Source organism: Brachybacterium sp. J144, from assembly GCF_036321705.1.
GTDB lineage: Bacteria > Actinomycetota > Actinomycetes > Actinomycetales > Dermabacteraceae > Brachybacterium.
Genome location: NZ_JAZDCG010000009.1, coordinates 1 through 18,557, shown reverse-complemented (window position 1 = coordinate 18,557; position 18,557 = coordinate 1). Strand labels below are relative to the sequence as shown.

Annotated in this window: 14 protein-coding genes; 8 read left to right on the top strand and 6 right to left on the bottom strand. The window is 74.7% G+C overall.

Annotated elements, in window-relative coordinates; translation table 11 throughout:
* The 5 genes from V1260_RS05120 (at position 1) to V1260_RS05100 (ending at position 5,504) form a co-directional block, all read left to right on the top strand.
* Positions 1-501 (top strand): DUF2871 domain-containing protein, encoded by a 501-nt coding sequence (locus tag V1260_RS05120; RefSeq protein WP_329745726.1) that lies wholly within the window; start codon positions 1-3, stop codon positions 499-501.
* Positions 502-688: 187 nt separating this feature from the next.
* Positions 689-1,675 carry a class II fructose-bisphosphatase gene (gene glpX / locus V1260_RS05115; protein ID WP_329745725.1) on the top strand — a complete coding sequence of 329 codons (987 nt, stop codon included), beginning with the start codon at positions 689-691 and terminating at the stop codon, positions 1,673-1,675.
* A gap of 106 nt (positions 1,676-1,781) precedes the next feature.
* Positions 1,782-2,471, top strand: a complete 690-nt coding sequence (locus V1260_RS05110) for an NUDIX hydrolase (protein WP_329745724.1) — start codon at positions 1,782-1,784, stop codon at positions 2,469-2,471.
* 37 nt (positions 2,472-2,508) lie between these two features.
* Positions 2,509-3,765, top strand: a complete 1,257-nt coding sequence (locus tag V1260_RS05105) for a M20 family metallopeptidase (RefSeq protein WP_329745723.1) — start codon at positions 2,509-2,511, stop codon at positions 3,763-3,765.
* A 791-nt stretch (positions 3,766-4,556) separates the two neighbouring features.
* The gene (locus tag V1260_RS05100) at positions 4,557-5,504 is read left to right on the top strand and encodes a VOC family protein (protein WP_329745722.1); all 948 of its coding nucleotides are present in this window, start codon (positions 4,557-4,559) and stop codon (positions 5,502-5,504) included.
* Positions 5,505-5,614: 110 nt separating this feature from the next.
* On the opposite strand, the gene V1260_RS05095 is transcribed toward V1260_RS05100, so the two are convergent.
* Together V1260_RS05095 and V1260_RS05090 are read right to left on the bottom strand one after the other, a co-directional pair.
* Complete coding sequence (locus tag V1260_RS05095) at positions 5,615-5,821, bottom strand: hypothetical protein (protein ID WP_329745721.1); 207 nt, start codon at positions 5,819-5,821, stop codon at positions 5,615-5,617.
* Positions 5,818-6,522, bottom strand: a complete 705-nt coding sequence (locus V1260_RS05090; RefSeq protein WP_329745720.1) for a DsbA family oxidoreductase — start codon at positions 6,520-6,522, stop codon at positions 5,818-5,820. The genes V1260_RS05095 and V1260_RS05090 overlap by 4 nt, the downstream gene beginning before the upstream one ends.
* A gap of 226 nt (positions 6,523-6,748) precedes the next feature.
* On the opposite strand from V1260_RS05090, the gene V1260_RS05085 reads away from it, so the two are divergent.
* Together V1260_RS05085 and V1260_RS05080 are read left to right on the top strand one after the other, a co-directional pair.
* The gene (locus V1260_RS05085; RefSeq protein ID WP_329745719.1) at positions 6,749-9,355 is read left to right on the top strand and encodes an ABC transporter transmembrane domain-containing protein; all 2,607 of its coding nucleotides are present in this window, start codon (positions 6,749-6,751) and stop codon (positions 9,353-9,355) included.
* Between the two features lie 161 nt (positions 9,356-9,516).
* Positions 9,517-10,917 carry a UDP-glucose dehydrogenase family protein gene (locus V1260_RS05080; protein WP_329745718.1) on the top strand — a complete coding sequence of 467 codons (1,401 nt, stop codon included), beginning with the start codon at positions 9,517-9,519 and terminating at the stop codon, positions 10,915-10,917.
* A 1,371-nt stretch (positions 10,918-12,288) separates the two neighbouring features.
* Here V1260_RS05080 and V1260_RS05075 read toward each other — a convergent pair.
* The 4 genes from V1260_RS05075 to V1260_RS05060 form a co-directional block, all read right to left on the bottom strand.
* Positions 12,289-15,339: a YhgE/Pip domain-containing protein gene (locus tag V1260_RS05075; RefSeq protein ID WP_329745717.1), complete on the bottom strand. Its 3,051-nt coding sequence runs from the start codon at positions 15,337-15,339 to the stop codon at positions 12,289-12,291.
* A 109-nt stretch (positions 15,340-15,448) separates the two neighbouring features.
* Positions 15,449-16,363: a tRNA glutamyl-Q(34) synthetase GluQRS gene (gluQRS, locus tag V1260_RS05070; protein WP_329745716.1), complete on the bottom strand. Its 915-nt coding sequence runs from the start codon at positions 16,361-16,363 to the stop codon at positions 15,449-15,451.
* An 11-nt stretch (positions 16,364-16,374) separates the two neighbouring features.
* Positions 16,375-16,914, bottom strand: a complete 540-nt coding sequence (locus tag V1260_RS05065) for a GNAT family N-acetyltransferase (RefSeq protein ID WP_329745715.1) — start codon at positions 16,912-16,914, stop codon at positions 16,375-16,377.
* A gap of 76 nt (positions 16,915-16,990) precedes the next feature.
* Positions 16,991-17,776: a hypothetical protein gene (locus V1260_RS05060; protein WP_329745714.1), complete on the bottom strand. Its 786-nt coding sequence runs from the start codon at positions 17,774-17,776 to the stop codon at positions 16,991-16,993.
* 161 nt (positions 17,777-17,937) lie between these two features.
* Here V1260_RS05060 and V1260_RS05055 point away from each other — a divergent pair, with 161 nt between their 5' ends.
* Positions 17,938-18,474, top strand: a complete 537-nt coding sequence (locus V1260_RS05055; protein ID WP_329745713.1) for a peptidylprolyl isomerase — start codon at positions 17,938-17,940, stop codon at positions 18,472-18,474.
* The last annotated feature ends 83 nt before the right edge of the window (positions 18,475-18,557 follow it).

The following is an 18,557-nucleotide window of genomic DNA, read 5'->3' as shown; positions in this document are numbered from 1 at the left end:
ATGATGCGACTGCTGAACACCGCCCTCGTCCACCTCGTCCTCGGGCTCGCCTCGGGCCTCTTCTACCGCGAATACACCAAGGCGACCGACTCCCTCGGCGTCGACACCCAGATCTCCACCCTCCACACCCACCTGCTGGTCCTGGGCATGATCGTGTTCCTGGTGGTGCTCGCCCTCGACGCGCTGCTGTCGCTCAGCGGCCGCCGCTCCTTCTCCGTCTTCTTCTGGACCTACAACGTCGGCCTGCTGCTGACCGTCGCGATGCAGGCCGTGCGCGGCATTCTCACCCTCGACGGCCAGGACCCCGCGACCACCAGCGCGGCGATCCCCGGCATCGCGGGTCTCGGGCACATGATCCTCACCGTCGGCCTCGTGGCGCTGTTCGTCGCCCTCCGTGCTGGGGTTCGGGAGCACCTGGCCGCCCGCGGCGGTGCCGTGACGGCCACCGCGCCCGCCCCCGCCGCCGTCGACCCCTCCGGCCCCGCCCCCGTCGGCCGCTGATCGGGCGGGGGCCCCGCGCCCCGCGCGGACCTCGCCGCAACACCCCGCGCGGACCCCGCCGCAGCGCCCCGCGCCCCGCAGCCGGGACGGTAGGCTCCCTAGCACGGGCGCCTGCCGCCCGGCTGCTCGCGGTTCCCGCCGCTGACCAGCACCGTGCCAGGACTTCGACAACGACGACGGAGGACCCATGACCGAGAACCAGACCACCGCGCCCGACCGCAACCTCGCCCTCGAGCTGGTGCGCGTCACTGAGGCCGCCGCCATCGCCGGGGCGCGCTGGGTGGGCGCCGGGGACAAGAACCGGGCCGACGGCGCGGCCGTCGACGCCATGCGCTCCTTCATGGACACCGTGCGGATGGACGGCACCGTCGTGATCGGCGAGGGGGAGAAGGACGAGGCGCCGATGCTGTTCAACGGCGAGCGGGTCGGCGACGGCAGCGGACCGACCGTCGACGTCGCCGTCGACCCGATCGACGGCACGCGCCTGACCGCGCTGGGCTACAACAACGCGCTCGCCGTCTTCGCCGTCGCCGAGCAGGGGAGCATGTACGACCCGTCGGCCGTGTTCTACATGGAGAAGATGGTCGTGGGCCCGGAGGCCGCGGAGTTCGTGGACCTCCGCCTGCCGGTCAGGCAGAACGTCGCGCTGGTCGCGAAGGCGCTCGGCAAGCCCGTCAGCCAGGTGACCGTGTGCGTCCTCGAGCGGCCCCGCCACGAGGCGCTCGTGCGGGAGATCCGGGAGGCCGGGGCGCGCGTCAAGTTCATCATGGACGGCGACGTGGCCGGAGCGATCGCCGCCGCCCGCGGCGCGGGCGTGGACATGCTGCTGGGCACCGGCGGCACCCCCGAGGGGATCATCGCCGCCTGCGCCGTGAAGGCCACCGGCGGTATGATCCAGGGTCGCCTCGCCCCGACCGACGACGACGAGCGGCAGCGCGCGATCGACGCCGGCCACGACCTCGATCGCGTCCTGACCACGGATGATCTCGTCACCTCCGACAACTGCTACTTCGCGGCGACCGGCATCACCGACGGCGACCTGCTCCAGGGCGTCCGCTACCGGGCCGACCGCATCGTCACCGAGTCGATCGTGATGCGCTCCACCTCGGGGACGGTCCGCATCGTCCGCGCCGAGCACCGCGCCGAGAAGTGGGCCCGCTGGCTGAACGGCTGAGGCGGGACCGAGGGCACCCCGTCGGGCGGGTCCGCCCGCGGCGCGCCGACGGGGAAAACGGCGGCACCTGGCGTCACGATGACGAGAAGCGGCATAGCCTGGGCCCATGGCGTCTCCCGCTCCCGTGCTCCGTGTCGCTGTCGACCTGATCATCCTGACCCTCCGAGCCGGCCGTCTCAGCGTGCTGCTGATCCAGCGCGAGGACGAGCCGCACCGCGGCGCCTGGGCCCTGCCCGGCGGGTTCGTGCACCTCGAGGAGGACCTCGAGGAGGCCGCCTACCGGGTCCTCGCCGACGAGGCCTCGCTGGGCAGCAGCGCCGTGCACCTCGAGCAGGTCCGCACCTTCGGCGCCCCCGGCCGCGACCCCCGCGGCCGCGTCGTCTCGATCGCCTTCATGGCCCTCGGCGCCGACCTGCCCGATCCGCGCCGCGGCGAGGACGTCGCCGACGCCCGCTGGTGGGCTGTCGACGAGCTCGCCGACATCGCCCTCGCCTTCGACCACGCCGAGGTGCTCGCCAGCGCCGTCGAGCGCGCCCGCTCCAAGCTCGAGTACACGACCCTCGCCGTCACCTTCCTGCCCGAGGAGTTCACGATCACCCAGCTGCGCGGGGTGTACGAGAGCGTCTGGGGGACCACCCTCGACGCCGGCAACTTCCACCGCAAGGCCACCCGCACCGACGGCTTCCTCGTCGAGCTCGACCGGCACGCGGCGCCGACCGGCGGCCGCCCCGCCCGGCTCTACCGCGCGGGCACCGGCGCCTCGCTCAACCCGCCGCTGCTCCGCTCCGGGAACTGAGGCCGACGGGGTCGCGGGGCGTGGCACGATCGGGGACATGACCGACCCTGCCTCCGCCCCGTCCGCGGACCCCGCCGGCGCCGCCGCCCGCACCGCGATCGCCGCCGCCTACGCCGCCGCCCGCGACGAGGTCCACGCCCTCTCCCGCGCGATCCACGCCGACCCCGAGCTGGCCTTCGCCGAGCACCGCGCCCACGACCGCTGCGCCGACCTGCTCGAGACCCACGGCTTCACCCTCGAGCGCGGCGTCGCCGAGCTGCCGACCGCCTTCCGGGCGACGCGCGGGACCGGCTCCCTCGTGGCCTCCCTGTGCGTCGAGTACGACGCCCTCCCGGAGATCGGCCACGGCTGCGGGCACAACATCATCGCCGGCTCCTCGATCGGGGCTGCCCTCGCGCTCGCCGAACAGCTCGCCGATCTCGACGTGACCCTGCAGGTCATCGGCACCCCCGCCGAGGAGCACGGCGGCGGCAAGCAGCTGCTCATCGACCGCGGGGTCTTCGAGGGGGTGCACCTGTCGCTGATGACCCACGCCGTGCCGCACACCGACACCTACGACGTGCTCGGCTCGACCAGCCAGGCCGTCGGCCGGTGGCGCGCGACCTACACGGGCCGGGCGACGCACGCGGCGGCGAACCCGTCGGACGGCATCAACGCGAACGACGCCGCGGTGATCGCCCAGGTCGCGGCGGGTCTGCTGCGGCAGCGGCTGCGGGACGGCCAGAGGCTCTCCCTCGTGCCCCAGCAGTCCGGGGTGACGAACGTGGTGCCGGAGCTCGCGATCGTGGACTTCGAGTGCCGGGCGTTGGCGATGGACGAGTTCGAGCAGCTGCAGCGCTCCCTGGTGGCCTGCATCGAGGCGGGTGCCCTCGCGACGGGCTGCGGCCTCACCATCGAGGAGACCGAGCCCGTCTACGAGCCGCTGCTGCAGGACGAGGTGCTGGGCCGGCACTGGAACGCGGCGATGGAGCGCCTCGGGCGACCGCTCGCCGGGTCGCTCGGCGTCATGCGCGCGTCGACGGACATGGGCAACGTCTCCCAGCGAGTGCCGAGCATCCACCCCTTCGTGGGCATCACCGGGGCGGGCGGGGCGCTGCACACCCGCGAGTTCGCCGAGCACGCGCTCTCCGCCGAGGGCTTGCGCCTGATGGACGATGCCGCGGTCGCGATGGCCTGGGTGATCCGGGACGTCGCCGCGGATCCCAGGGCGCGCGAGGCGGTGCTGGCCCGAGCGGCGGAGCTCGCGGCCCCTGCCGGAGTAGGTGCGGGCGACGAGGCTCCGGTCGGGGAGTGATCCGGCGCGTGCTGCCGGGGCGGGCGGCGCCGATCTGCGGCCGGGGACTGGCGCGAGGCTGGCTGCGGCCGGTGACTGGCGCCGGGCCGGCTGCGGCCGGGGGCGGGGTGACGCCGAGCTGCGGCCTGGGCGACGCGGGACCCAGGTCCCGGCCAGGGGTCGTCCGGGGCTCCTAGCCTTAACTCATCGCTCCACCGACGAGGGCCTTCTCGGGCGGAGCGATTCAGGACCCCGGGTCGGCAGGGGAGAGCGGACCCGCGGCGGACAGGGCGGTGAGCACAGCTCACCGCCCTGAGTCCTGTCCGGGCACGCTTTTCTCCGCGTCGGTCTGCGCGCCCGTTCGTCCCGCACCGGCCCTGCGCCCCCGCCTCGCGCCCCGGCCGCCCCCTGTGCCCGCGCGGCCCCCGGAAACCCCCGCACACTTGGGCTTATCCGCGCCGAATTCCCCCAAGTCTGTGGGGGTTCCGGGAGCCGTCCCGGCCCAGACCCCACCGCGCAGTGACGTCGGGTCGACAGTGTCGGCTCACGAGCCAGATCCACCCCAGAAATGGCTCGCCAGCCGACACTGTCGACCTCGCCCGGAGTTCCCCGGCCGCGCGCCCCTCGCGCCCCGGCTACCGCTCCTCGCCCGGAGTGCCCCGGCCGCTCCCTGGCCGCCCTCGCCCCGGCCGCCGTCCCCGTCCCGCCATCCCCCGCTGTGCCGCGCGCCACCGCACTTCTCCAAGTGGTTGAATGTTGGATCAAATCGGGGCATGATGGCACCGTTCCCCTCGATCGGAAGGATCGACGCCATGACCTCGTCGCCCGCCCAGCCCTCCACCGCCTCCCGCCCTGTCGACGAGCGCCACCTCTCGGCCGACCTCGCCATGGACGCCGTCACCCTCCGCGTCGGCGACCTCGAGCTGATGAGCTCGTACTACGAGAACGCCCTCGCTCTGACCCCGCTCGAGGAGCAGGCCCGCGTCGGCGGTGAGGTGCACCGCGTGCTCGGCCGCGGGGACGTGCCCTTCGTGCGCCTCGTCGCGACCCCGGGCCTCCCGGGTGTCGACCGCGCTCAGGCCGGCCTGTTCCACACCGCCTTCCTCTTCGAGGACCAGGCCTCCCTCGCCGGAACCGTGCTGCGCGCCGCGCAGGATCCCCGCTCCCGCTTCGCCGGCACCGGCGACCACCTCGTCTCCGAGGCCTTCTACTTCACCGACCCCGAGGGCAACGGCATCGAGCTGTACTGGGACCGCCCGCGCGACACCTGGACGTGGAGCAACGGCCAGGTCGCGATGGACACCCTCTACATCGACCCCAACGCGTACCTCACCGAGCACCTCACCGAGGACGCCTCGACCGACCCCGGCATGCGCCCCGGGATCGTCGGCCACGTGCACCTGCAGGTCGGCGATGTCGATGCCGCCCACCGCTTCTACGTCGACACCCTGGGGTTCGAGACCACCGTCGGCTCCCATCCGGGCGCCCTCTTCGCGGCGGCCGGCGGCTATCATCACCACGTCGCCATGAACACCTGGAACAGCCGCGGCGCCGGTCCGCGGGCCGCGACCCTGGGCCTCGCCGACGTCGCGATCACCCTCCCCGCCCGCGAGGACCTCGACGCCCTCACCGCCCGGCTCTCCGCCGCGGGCATCTCCTACGCGGACTCCGGCCGCTCCGTCGCGGTCCAGGATCCGTGGGGCACGCCGGTCACGCTGAGCCTGCCGGGCACCAGCACCGAGGAGCTGCTCACCCGCTGAGCCGGCGCCGCGCCGTAGGCACGCGCACCGCGGGCACGACGGGAGCGGGGCGGGTCGAGGAGTGATCCTCGGCCCGCCCCGCTCGTCGTGTCCGGGGGTCTTCGCCCGGGTCAGTCGCAGGTGCCGTCGGCGGCGCAGGCCTGCCCGCCGGCGATGTCCCCGCCCAGCAGGGAGCTGAGGGAGGAGAGCGGCGCGATGGTCCGCTCGGTCGGGGTCCCGGACGCGCTGCCGTCGGCCGACGGGGCCGGCTTCGCAGGCCGGGTCGCCGCGGTGGTCCCGGCCGACGTGACCTCCGGCGCCTCGGGAGCGGTGCTCATGCCTGATCCGCCGACCGCTCGCCCCGGGCCTCCTCGGCGATCTGCCGCAGCGCCTGGCGGAAGGCGTCCAGCGGCAGCGCGCCCGGCGCCGTGTACTTGTCGTTGAACAGGAAGAACGGCACGCCGCGAGCGCCCATCGAGACGGCCTCGCGCACCTCCGCCTCGACCGCGTCGTCGTGGCTGCGCCCCTCGAGGGCGTCGCGGGCGACGTCCTCCGCGAGGCCGGCGGTGACGGCGCGGCGCACCACGGCGTCGGCGTCGAAGGGGTCGCCCGCACCGGTGAAGTAGTCCCGCTGGAGGTCCATGAAGTACGAGGTCGCGGCGTCGGCGCCGTGCGCGGCGGAGATCGCCTGCATCACGCGGTGCACGCCGCGGGTGTTGGCCATGGGGCGCTCGGTGACGTACTCGCGACCCAGCTCCTCGGCCATGGTGCGGATGTTCTCCTCCATCTCGCGCACCTGGGTTGCGGGGATGCCCTTCGCTGCGGTGAGGTGCTCGATGTTGGTCCGATCCGAGTCGACGGGGGAGGTGGGGTCGAGCTCGAAGGAGTGGGCGCGCAGCCGCACCTGGCCCTCGAGGCCCTCGGCGGCGATCGCGTCGTGCAGGCGGGACTCGCCGATGTAGCACCAGGGGCAGACCACGTCGGTCCAGACGTCCACGGTGATCAGGGGTTCGGTGGCGGGCTGGGGGCTTGCGGTCACGGGGGCCTCCCTCGGGGTCGGGGTGCGGCGTCAGGGGAGCGGAGGCCCCCGGCAGGTATTTGAAAAGTGTAGTACGGAGGCCGGTGCGGCGGGGTGTGCTGAGGGACTCCTCATCCTGTCCTCACCCTCCGTTCACCGGACCGGCGGATGCTGGGACGGCCGACGGGGCGGGGTGCGCCCCGGAGGTGACAGACTCGTGCTGCCCCGCTCTCGACCAAGGACCGCCATGACTCCGCCGCTCCCCGTGCCCACCTCCCGTCGGATGCCCCCGGCCTGGAGCCCCGAGGCGCAGGCCGACCTCTGGAGCGCCTCGTCCGGTTCGGGTGCGGAGGCGACGGCCGATGGCGGCGATCAGCCCGGCGGCGACGAGCGGGCCGGTGGCGGCCCGGTTGACGGTGCCGGGCGGACCGCCCGGGTGCTGCGCGGGGTGCGGCCGAGGCGCCGCCCGCAGGTGGCCCACAACCCCGCTCCGTTCCGTCTGCCGGCGCAGCGCGTGGCCCGTCTCGCGGAGGCCTCCCCGGTGACGTCGTCCACCGCCGCCGACTGGCTGCAGGACGCGGCCCCTGAAGAGCCCGAGCTGATCGAGCAGAGCGCGCCCGCCGCCGGGACTGCCGTTGCCCCGGACTCTGCGCTCGCGCCTGCCCCCGCCCCGGAACCGGCCGCCGAACTCGCCCCGGCCCCCGTCCCCGGGCCCTTCGCCGCGGACGACCCCGAGTCCGGTGCCCGCTGGAGCGTGGTCGCGGAGTCGGACGACGCGGCGGCAGACGCCGTCACCCAGCCGCTCGCCCGTGATGAGGCCCGGACCGTCGCGGCCGACGCCCCAGAGCTCGTGCCGACCGCGCCGACCGCCGCCGAGGCCCCGGAAGGCACCGGCACCGAGGCGGAGGACACCGACGCGGTCGCCGCGGAGCGCGAGCGCGCTCCCGTCGAGGCCGCGGAGACTTCCGTCGGACCTGCCCCGACTCTGCCGGGCGATCCGGAGCGGGCTCCGTCGGCGCCCGTCCGCCCGTCGGCCACCGCTACTCCCGGCCCGTCGGCCCCGGCGTCGGCCCCGGCGCCCGTCGCCCCGTCGGCCCCCGGCACCCTGCGGGCCGCCCTCGACCTGCTCGCCCCGCACCTCACCGTCCGCCGTCGTGCGGTGCTGACCGGCTGGATCTCGCTCGTCCTCGGCGTGGGCCTCGTGGTCGCCCTGCCCGTGCCGCTCGGCTCGGCGGTCGATGCGGCGCGGGGAACCGGGTCGGACGGCATCGGCCTCCCTCTCGCCTTGTTCGGCGGGCTCGTGGTCCTGGCCGTCGCCGCCCGTCTCGTCGCGTCCGCCGCCCTCGGCCGGGCCGGCGCCGGGACCGCGACCGCACTGCGCTCGCGCCTGCTGCGCCACCTGCACGCCCTGACCCCGAGCCGCACTCGCGACGCCCGCTCCGCCGCGGAGGACGTCGGCCCCCTCACCCGCGACGCCGACGCGCTGCGCGACCTGGTCACCCATGCGGGCCCGCGGCTCGTCGGCGGGCTGCTCACGGTGGTCCCCGTCCTCGGAGTCACGGCGATCTTCGCGCCGTCCGCCGCGCTCGTCCTGCTCGGCACCGCGGTGCTCGCCGCCCTGCTCTCCGTGCTCACCGCGCGCCGCACGGTCGCCGCCGAGCGGGCGGCCGCCCTCGAGCAGGAGCTGCTCGCCGCGACCGCGGAAGAGCTGGCCACCGCCGCGACCACGGTGCAGTCCTACGGCCTCGAGACCCGCTCGGAGCGGGGCCTCGCCGAGGCGGGACTGCGGGCCGGCCGGGCCCTCACCCGTGCCCGTCGGAGCGTCGCCCTGGACCGCGCCCTGCAGCTGCTCGCCGCGGTCGCCGGCGCCTCGGGCCTGCTGGCGGTCCTCGCCCCGCAGCTCGCGAGCGGCGCCGTCACCCCCGGGGAGCTGGTGCTGCTGCTCGGCGAGCTGCTCGTGCTGGTCCTCGCGGTGGGTCCGACGGCGCGGGCCCTGCCCGCGCTCCGCGCCGCCCGCACGGCCGCCGCCCGGATCGGCGCCCTGCTCGCCCGCCCCACCGGGATCGCCGAGCCGGAGCGCATCCAGCGGCTCGAGCAGGTGCGCGGCGAGATCGTCTACTCCGCGATCACCACCCATGCCCGTCCCGCCCCCGGCCACGACCCTGCGCGACTGTTCGACGCGGTCTCCCTCGTGGTCCCCGCCGGGCAGCACCTCGCCCTGCTCGACGAGGCGGGGGAGGAGTCCGCGGCACTGCTCGCCTACCTGCTCCGCTTCGAGGAGCCGGACACCGGGCGGGTGCTGCTGGACCGCTACGACACCCGTGCCGTCTCCCTCGTCGACCTGCGCCGCCAGATCGCGGTGGTCCAGCGCGAGCCCGTCCTCTTCACCGACACGATGCGCGAGAACATCCGCATCGGTCTGCCCGGGGCGACCGACCGCGAGGTCGCCGAGGCCGCCGCCCGCGTGGGGCTCGACGAGCTCGCCGCGACCCTCCCGTACGGCGTCGACACGGTGCTGGGGCGCGACGGACATCCCGTCACCGACGGGCAGCGGCGCCGCATCGCGATCGCCCGCGCCCTGCTGCGTGACGCCCCCGTGGTGGTGCTCGACGGGGCCGACGCCGAGCTCGCCGCGACCGAGCGCGAGAGCGTCCTCGCCGCCCTCCGCACCCTCACGGCGGGCCGCACCGCCCTCGTGATCAGCCGCGAGGCCGAGGCGGTGCGCGCCGCGGACCGGGTGCTGTGGCTCGAGGACGGCGAGGTGCTCGAGGACGGCTCTCCCGCCGCCCTCGAGACGGACCCGTCAGGACGCGTCGCCACCTGGCTGCGCGCCCGCGACGAGGACGTGCGCTGAGCACGTCGCCGGATCGACGGGGGACCCTCGACTGCGCTCCACCGCGCCGACACCCGGACGTCACCTCCACGGCCCACAGTGGAGGGACTGTCCCAGAGCCCCAGCGGGTCCGTCGGCACCACCGGTGACCCCCGGGGCCGCGCGAGAAAGCGGGTCCCGCCGTGAAGATCTCCGTCCTCGGAGTGGGCTACCTCGGAGCGGTGCATGCCGCGAGCATGGCCGAAATCGGGCACGAGGTGATCGGCCTCGACATCGACGCCGCCCGCATCGCGGCCCTCGCCGCCGGTGACGCGCCGTTCCACGAGCCCGGCTTCCCCGAGCTGCTGCGCCGCGGCCTCGACAGCGGCCGCCTCCGCTTCACCACCGACTACGCGGAGCTCGCCGAGGTCGACGTGCACTTCCTCGGGCTCGGCACCCCGCAGCGGGCCGACGGCTTCGGCGCCGACCTCACCGCCGTGCACGCCGCCGTCGACGCCCTCGCCGCCGTGCTCCCCGCCCGCGACGGCGCCCCCACCCTGGTGGTCGGCAAGTCCACCGTCCCCGCCGGCACCGCGCGAGACCTCGCCACCCGCCTGAGCGCGCTCCCCGGGGTGTCGCTGCTGTGGAATCCCGAGTTCCTGCGGGAGGGCTTCGCTGTGCAGGACACCCTCGCCCCGGACCGACTGGTCTACGGCGTCGCCGACCCCGGCACCGACGCGGCCGCCGCCGAGGTGGCGCTGCTCGACGCCGTCTACGCGCCGATCCTCGCCGCCGGCATGCCGCGCCTGGTGATGGGCTACGAGGCCGCGGAACTGGTGAAGGTGTCCGCGAACGCCTTCCTCGCCACCAAGATCTCCTTCATCAACGCGATCGCCGAGCTGTGCGAGGCGACCGGTGCGGACGTCACCGACGTGGCGCGGGCGATCGGCCTCGACGACCGCATCGGGCCCAAGTTCCTGCGCGCCGGGGTGGGCTTCGGCGGCGGCTGCCTGCCCAAGGACATCCGCGCCTTCATCGCCTCCGCCGAGGACCTCGGCGTCGGCCCGGCGCTCGGCTTCCTGCGCGAGGTCGACGCCGTGAACCAGCGCCGACGGGTGCGCATGGTGGAGATCGCCCGCGAGATGCTCGGCTCCCTCGCGGGCCGACGCATCACCGTTCTCGGCGCGGCCTTCAAGCCCGACAGCGACGACGTGCGCGACTCGCCCGCCCTCGAGGTCGCCTCCCGCCTCCTCGCCGCCGGGGCGCAGGTCACGATCACCGACCCGGAGGCGCTCGCGAACGCGACCCGCCGCGTCGAGGGCCTGATCGCCGAGCCCGACACCGCCCAGGCCCTGCGCGGTGCCGAGCTGGTGCTGCTCCTGACCGAGTGGCGCGAGTACCGCGACCTCGACCCGTCCGAGGCCGCGCAGCTGGTCGCGGAGCCGCGGATCATCGACGGCCGCACCGTGCTGGACCTGCCCGCCTGGCGCGCCGCGGGCTGGGACGTGCGGGCCCTCGGCCGCGGCACGGCACGGCCCGGGGCTGGAGGGGCGGCGGCTGCAGAGCCCGAGCTCGAGCCCGCGCGCCTGCCCGCGCACGCCTGATCTGGGCGGGCGGGCGCACCTGGTCTGGGCCCGCCGCGCCCCGCCCACCCCGTCCCGCCCGCCCCACCCGGAGGCGCTGGTCAGTTACCGGCGCGTAGCGTCTCAGTACGGCTATATAGCCGTACTGGTACGCCACACGCCCGTACTCGTCGGCGCTGAACGGACGATCTCGGCCGAGATGCCCTGCCGACCGCGGCACCCCCTCACGAGGCGAGGCGGAGTCGATGCTCCCGGCGGCGGAGGATCGTGAGCAGAGGTGTGCGGAGGTGCGCTCCCAGTCGAGGAACACCTGCTCCCAGGTCAGTCGCGTCACGGAGTAGCGGAGTGCCTGGAGCTGCAGGTCGCGGGCCCGGTCCAGGTGGTACTGCTGGGGATTGTCGTGATAGCGCACGCTGTCGCACTCGATGATCCATCGCTCGCCCAGCTGCAGGTCCACCCTCCCCACCCCCGGGATCCTCACCTGCGGTGTGACCGGGACGTGGAGGGACTCGAGCCACCAGCGCACCGCGGTCTCGGTCCCGGACTCGGCGAGCGGAGAGATGCGGGACAGCTGCTGCCGGCGCGAGGAAGGCAGGGCGGCGACGAGCTGCTGCGCCGCATGCTCCGACAGCAGACGCCGGTTCAGGGCGGACTCGAGCAGGATCGCAGCGTCCCGGACCGGAAGGCACCGGCCAGCATGATCGAGTGTCATCTCGAGGCTCGCGACAGGATCCCGGTCGGGCCAACTCCTCAGGTCGCTGCCGTGCATCACGAGCTCGGCTGGCTTACCGCCCGCAGCCAGGCCGCGAGGGCGGTACACATGCGCCCCGTCGTGGAGAGGAGTCCACAGGCCGTGGTGCGGAGCCGCGGTCACGCAGGTGGGTCGCAGTCCCTGCGCGAGCAGTCCGACGACCTCGGGCGGGGCGGTGTCGCGGACATACCAGGTCCCGACCCGGACCATGAGCCCGAGGCGGAGCAGACGTCGGCGAGCGGCCTCATCGATTCCGTACGTGCTCAGGTCCGATCGGTGGACGATGCCGGGAATCTTCATGGCGGCCAGTACAGACGCAAGGTTCGGGGGGTGGGGGTGTCGTGCCGGGCAGTGTGGACGGGGCGCTCATGGGGAGGAAAGGTGCCTCGAGTCCTGAATGCTGCCCTCCCTCGTGCCATTCCCTGGGCGTGCTTCGGCACGGTGTGGGGGAGAGGGAGGTTGGTTACTGGCGCGTAGCGTCGCAGTACGGCGATATATGTGTACTGCAACGCTACGCGCCGGTCACTGACCATCCCCTGGGCTGGGCTGGGCTGGGCTGGGCTGGGCTGGGCTGGGCTGGGCTGGGCTGGGCTGGGCTGGGCTGGGCTGGGCTGGGCCACCGAGCCAGCCAGCCCCAGACCTCACCCGCCGCTGACCGCCCCCGCCGCGGCCGTGGCGGGGGAGAGCCCATCGCGCATCGCGCGTCGGCCCTGCAGGACCGCGCCCGCGAGGCCGAGGACGAGCCCCAGGAGGAGCCAGCCCGAGAGCCACAGCAGGTCTCCGCGCGGATCGATCCAGCCGCCGCCGATCGCGCCGCGCAGCGCGTCGACCGCATGGCTCATCGGCAGGTACGGGTGCAGGACCTGGAAGAAGCGGGGCAGGGTCGGGACGGGATAGGTGCCGCCCGCGCCGGAGACCTGCAGCGCGATGAGCACCAGGGCGACGAACTTGCCGACCGGCCCCAGCAGCGCCCCGAAGCCGTGGTTCAGCGTCACGAACACCGCCCCGGTGAGCAGGGCGATCCCGACCATCAGGCCCAGGTGGTCGACCTCGACGCCGATGCCCCAGTGGAGGACGCCGACGGCGATGAGCGCCTGCAGCGCGCCGAGGCCGAGCGCCGGCAGCAGGCCCCCGGCGAGGAGACGCAGCGGGGACGCCCCCGCGGCCGCCGCCTCCGCCGAGAAGGGCGACATCATCAGGAAGATCGCCATGCCGCCGACCCACAGGCCGATGCACAGGAACAGCGGGGCCAGGCCCTCCCCGAAGCGGGTCAGCTCGTGGAGGCGCTCGAAGGTCATCTGCACGGGGTCCGCGGCGGTCGCGGAGAGGTGCTCGCGCTCGCCGTCGGTGTAGGTCGGGACGTCGTCGACCGAGCCCTCGAGGCCCTCGTGCAGCTCCTCCGCGCCGTCCTCGAGCTGGGAGGCGCCGTCGTCGAGGGAGGTCGCGCCCTCGGCGAGGCGGGTCGCGCCGTCGTCGACCTGGTCCGCCCCGTCCGCGAGGTCGCCCGCTCCGTCCGCGAGGGTCCCCGCGCCGGAGGCGAGGGCGTCGGCCCCGTCCGCGGCGGTGGTCGCTCCGTCGGCGAGCTGCTCCGACCCGTTCGCGAGGGTGGTCGACCCCGCGGCGAGCTCGTCCGCGCCGTCGGCGGCGGTGCCGACGCCGTCGGTGTAGCGGATGACGCCCGTGGAGAGGTCCGTCGCGCCAGAGGAGGCGGTGCCGGTCGCGGCGCGGAGCTGCTCGGCGCCGCTCGCGACCTGCTGGGCGCCGTCGTCCAGGCGGTGCACGTCCTCCGCGCCCTGCTGCAGCGCCGCGTACGCCTCCGGCGCGGCCTGTGCCGCGGTGCGCGCCTGCGAGGCCAGCTCGTCGGCGAGGCTCGAGGCGGTGGGGGCCTCGGCCGACGGGGCCCCAGCCAGCACCTCGGCGAGCGAGGTGTCGAGGGTGCCCGCCGCGGTGGCGAGCGCGGAGACGTCCTCGCGCAGGGTGCCGATGTCGGAGGCGAGCTGCTCGGTCGTGGTCGCGCGGGACTCGAGGTCGGTCGCGACGCGGTCCGCGGCGGCGTCGATCGAGGTGGCGGTCTCGGAGAGCTCGGTGGACTGTGAGGCGGCGTCGGTCGCGTCGGTCTCGGCGGTGCTCGCATCGGCGGCGGCGGTCGCGGCGGCCTCGCGGGTCGCGGGGGAGTCCTCGGAGAGGGCGGTGAGGTCCGCGCAGAACTGCTCGTCGGCGCCCGAGTCGGCACAGCGGGCGGCGAGGTCGTCCACCCCGTCGGCGTAGCCGGCGACGGTCTCTGAGGCGGTGTCGGCGCTGCTGCGGGCGGTCGTCGCGGAGGTCGCCGCGTCCTGGACGGCGGTGTCGAGGGTGCCGGCGTCGGCCGCGATGTCCCGCGCGCCGTCGCGAACGGTGGCGGCGTCGGCGGAGCGGTCCGCGGCCGACGTGGCGAGATCCTGCGCGGCGGTGTCGGCCTCGCCCGCGGCGGTGTCGAGGGCGGTCGCGTCCTCGGCGAGGGTGCCGGCGTCGGAGGCCGGGGTGGCGAGGGAGTCGGCGAGGTTCTCGAGCGCATCGATCGCGGCGACCAGGTCGTCGCTCGTGGCCTGCACGGACTCCTCGGTGACGCCGAGGTCGGCGAGGGACTGCTCCGCCGCGGAGACGGTCTCGTCGAGGGCGGCGGTGCCGTCGGCGACCTGCCGGCTGCCGTCGGCGAGGGAGCCGGCGCCCGCGTCGATCTGCGCGGTCCCGTCGGCGAGCTGCTGCGCACCGTCGCGGAGCGGGGTGCCCTGGGCGTCGAGCTCGGCGAGCCCGCCGTCGAGCTGCTGGGCGCCCGCTGCGAGGGTCGCGGTGCCGTCCTGGAGGGTGATCGCGCCGGAGGCCAGCTCGTCGAGTCCGGCGACCAGGTCGAGGGATCCCGCGTGCAGGTCGGAGGCCCCGGCGGCGAGGTCGTCGGCGCCGCTCGCGAGCTGGCCGGTGCCGTCCTCGAGGTCCGCGGTGCCGGTGACCAGATCCCCGGTGCCCTCGTGCAGCTCGGTGCTGCCGTCCGCGAGGTCGCCGGAGCCGGAGGCGGCGTCCTCGAGGCCGTCATGGACGCTCGTGAACCCCACGTACACCTGGTCGAGGTACTCCTCGAGCACGCTGTCGCGCAGGGACGCGGTCAGGGCGGTGCCGATCGACTTGGTGAAGTTGCCGCCCACGTAGTTGACGGAGTCGTTGGTGGTGACGGTGAGCATCGCGGGGGCGGCGTCGGCCGCGTCGCCGCCGAGGGAGGCGACCTGGCGGGAGAAGTCCGCGGGGACCTCGATCGTCGCGCCGTAGGTCCCGTTGGCCAGGCCCGCCCGGGCCTGGGCGGGGGTGGTCTCGACGAAGCGGTAGACGGTCCCGGACTCCTCCCGCGTGACGAGCTCCTCCGTGAACTCGGCGCCGACGTCGAGATGCGTCGTGGTGCCGTCGGGGGAGGTGGAGTCCGCACCCTCGTCGAGATTCACGACGGCCGCGGTGATCCCGCTGAGACGCCCGGAGGGGTCATGGAAGGACCAGGTCATCGCGCCGGAGTAAATGAGCGGCACGAGCGCGAGGCCCGCCACGAAGAGGGCGGCGATCGGCTTCTTCCACTCGGCGGGCAGGAGCGCCGCGGCGCGGGCTCGGGCGGAGCGCGTCGGGGTCGGGGTGGCGGACGAGGGGGTGCGCGGGACACGGGGAGAATCCATCACGGAAAGCGACGATACAGCAATGTATCGAATACGCGAGTGTATGCAGCGCGGAGTGAGGAGGTAGACAGCGGCGCGCACGAGGCCCGCCGTCCCGCCCGGGCGCGTTTCAGGCAGCCAGGTCCACGACCCACGGACGCCGCGGGAGCGTGGCCGGGTCCCAGGCCGCGAGCACCTCGGCCGCGCTGCGGCAGGCGGGCAGACCAATCGAGGCCGCGAGGCGCTCGAGGACGTCCGCCGCCGACTCGCCGCGCGCGAGCCGATCCCGCAGGGTCACCGCCCCGTCCCGCTTGGCGAGGCGCGCCCCCGAGGGACCGAGCGCGAGCGGCACGTGGGCGTAGCCGGGCTTGGGCAGCCCGAGCAGATGTGCGAGGTGCGCCTGGCGCGGCGCGGAGCTCAGCAGGTCATCGCCCCGGGTCACCTGGTCCACCCCGAGCGCGGCGTCGTCGACGACCACCGCCAGGTTGTAGGCGACGACGCCGTCACCTCGACGCAGCACCAGGTCGTCGACGGCCCCGGTTACCGTCCCCGCCCACAGGTCCTCGACCTCCCACGAGTCGACCTCTGCGCGCAGCCGCAGCGCGGGCTCCCGGCGCAGGAGGCGCATCCGCTCCCTTCCGGCCTCGCGCTCGGCGGGGGAGAGATCCCGGCAGGTCCCGGGGTAGGCACCGGGCGGGGCGTGCGGGGCCGACGGCGCCTCGAGGATCTCGCGCCGCGTGCAGTAGCACTCGAAGGTCCGGCCGTCCGCGACCAGGCGCGCGATCGCGGCCTCGTGGGCCTCGCCCCGTTCGCTCTGGTGCACCACCTCTCCATCCCAGTCCAAGCCCAGGGCGGCGAGGTCCTCGAGCTGCCGCGCGGCGGCCCCCTCCTGGACCCGGTCGAGATCCTCGAGGCGGAGGTGGAATGCACGGTCGGTGCGGCGGGCCAGCGCCCAGGCGAGGAGCGCGGTGCGGAGGTTCCCCAGGTGCAGATCGCCGCTCGGGGAGGGGGCGTAGCGGCCTGCTCCGACGGCGGTGGAGGTCATGGTTCCGCAGTCTACGGAGCGTCCTCCGCGGGGAGCACGAGCAGGAGATCGCCGTCCCGGCCGCCGGGGACGTCCCGCGTCGCTACGGCGGGGCGGAAGCCGAGACGGTCGGCGAGGGCGCGGGAGGCGTCGTTGCCGCGCGCGGTCACCGCGACCACCTCGACCCCGCGCGGACGCAGGCGGGGATCGGCGAGCACCGCCCCCATCGCCTCGGTGGCCACGCCCCGGCCCTGCACCGCGGGGGCGATCCGCCAGTAGGCGCTCAGCACCGGGCCGCTGTCGGTCTCGAGCGGAGAGAGGCCGACGACGCCGAGCAGGCCGGGCGGCAGACCGCCGCGCCCGTCGGCCGCCCGCACCGTCAGATACCCGCGACCCTCCCGCGCCCACACCGCGCGCCACTGGCCGAGCACCCAGCGCATCTGCACCCGATCCGCGAGCGGCGGGGTCGTGTCGCCCCGGAAGGCGGCGGGGTCGGTGTGGAGTGCGAACAGCTCCTCCAGGTCCTCCTCCGCGACCGGGGCGAGGCGCAGCCGGGGCGTGGACAGACGCACGGCGCGGCGATCACCGTCCGAGGACGGGACCGCCGCGCCGTGCACGCGGGCTCCGGGAGCGGAGCTCAGCGGAGGGTCAGGCGTCACCGCGGTGGGTGCCGCGCTTCTCCTCGCCCGCCGAGGCGGACTCGTCGGACTCCACCTTGACCTCCTTGGGCGTGGTGTCCGCACCGTGGGAGTCACCCTTGAGGGACTGCGCCACGTCACCGGCATCGGCCGAGCCGACGGTGTCGGAGACGGTGTCGGAGTCGGAGTCGCTCGCGGCGGAGGCGGGGTAGTGGGCGCGGGCGAAGTCCGCCGGCGGGGCCCAGGGGTCCTCGACGGGGCGGGTCTTCTGCCACACCACGTATCCGGCGGCGGCTCCGGCCGCGGCGAGGCCCAGGATCAGCAGGACCTTCCCGGCGCGGTTCTTCTTGACCACGGGGGCGGGGGCGAGGGCGGCCTTGATGTCGCCCTGGCCCTTGAGCAGCTCGCCGCGCGCGGCGTCGACCGCGGCCTTGAGCACGTCACCGGTCGCAGTGGCGGTCTTGCGGGCGCGGGGCAGGTAGTCGTCCTCCACGTCGTGGCGGAACTTCTCGGCGCGGGGGCCGAGGTTGCCGGACAGCTCGGACAGCTTCTCGCCCTGCTTGCGCAACTGCTTCTCGACCTCGGGGCCGTACTGGCCCTTGAGGTCGGTGGCCAGCTCGGAGGCCTTGTGCGCGGCCTCGCGGGCGCCCTCGGACACCACGGGGCCGATGGTCGAGGCCAGCTTCTGCAGCTCCTCGACGGCCTTCTCCGCCTTCTGTGCGGTGGTGCCGACGGCGTCCTGCGCCGCGGTCGCCTGCTTCGCGGCCTTCTTGGCCGCCCGCTTGGTGTGCGCCATGGGGTTCCCCTCTCGGTCGTGTCCGCCGGCTAGGGGCCGACGATGGTCCTCGGGCCCCGGCGCCCTGCAGGACGCCCGGACCTGATCGCCCCAACTCTAACGCTAACGGGTGACGATGCTCCCAGGAGGATCCCGGGTGGGTGCTGTGCGAGGATTGCCGCATGTTCGCAACTCTGCACACCAACCACGGGGACATTCGTCTCGAGCTGTTCCCCGATCACGCTCCCAAGACCGTCGAGAACTTCGTGGGCCTCGCCGAGGGCACCCGCGAGTTCTCCGACGCCGAGACCGGCGAGAAGGTGACCCGCCCCTTCTACGACGGCGTCGTCTTCCACCGCATCATCTCCGGCTTCATGATCCAGGGCGGTGACCCGCTGGGCACCGGCACCGGCGGCCCCGGCTACACCTTCGACGACGAGATCTCGGAGAAGAACTTCCGCGAGCCCTACGTGCTGGCCATGGCCAACGCGGGCAAGCGCATGAACGCGATCACCGGCCGCCCGGCCGGCACCAACGGCTCGCAGTTCTTCATCACCGTGGGCCCGACCCCGCACCTGCAGGGCAAGCACACCGTGTTCGGCGTCGTCGCCGACGAGGACTCCAAGAAGGTCGTCGACGAGATCGCCGCGGTCAAGACCGACATGCGCGATCGTCCCCTCGAGGACGTCGTGATCGAGAAGGTCACCGTCGAGAAGTGATCCCCCGGGGCGCCCGCGCCCTGGATGGATGGAGCGGACCGGCAAGCCCCCCAAGGGCCTGGGTTCCGTCCTTGATTCGGTCT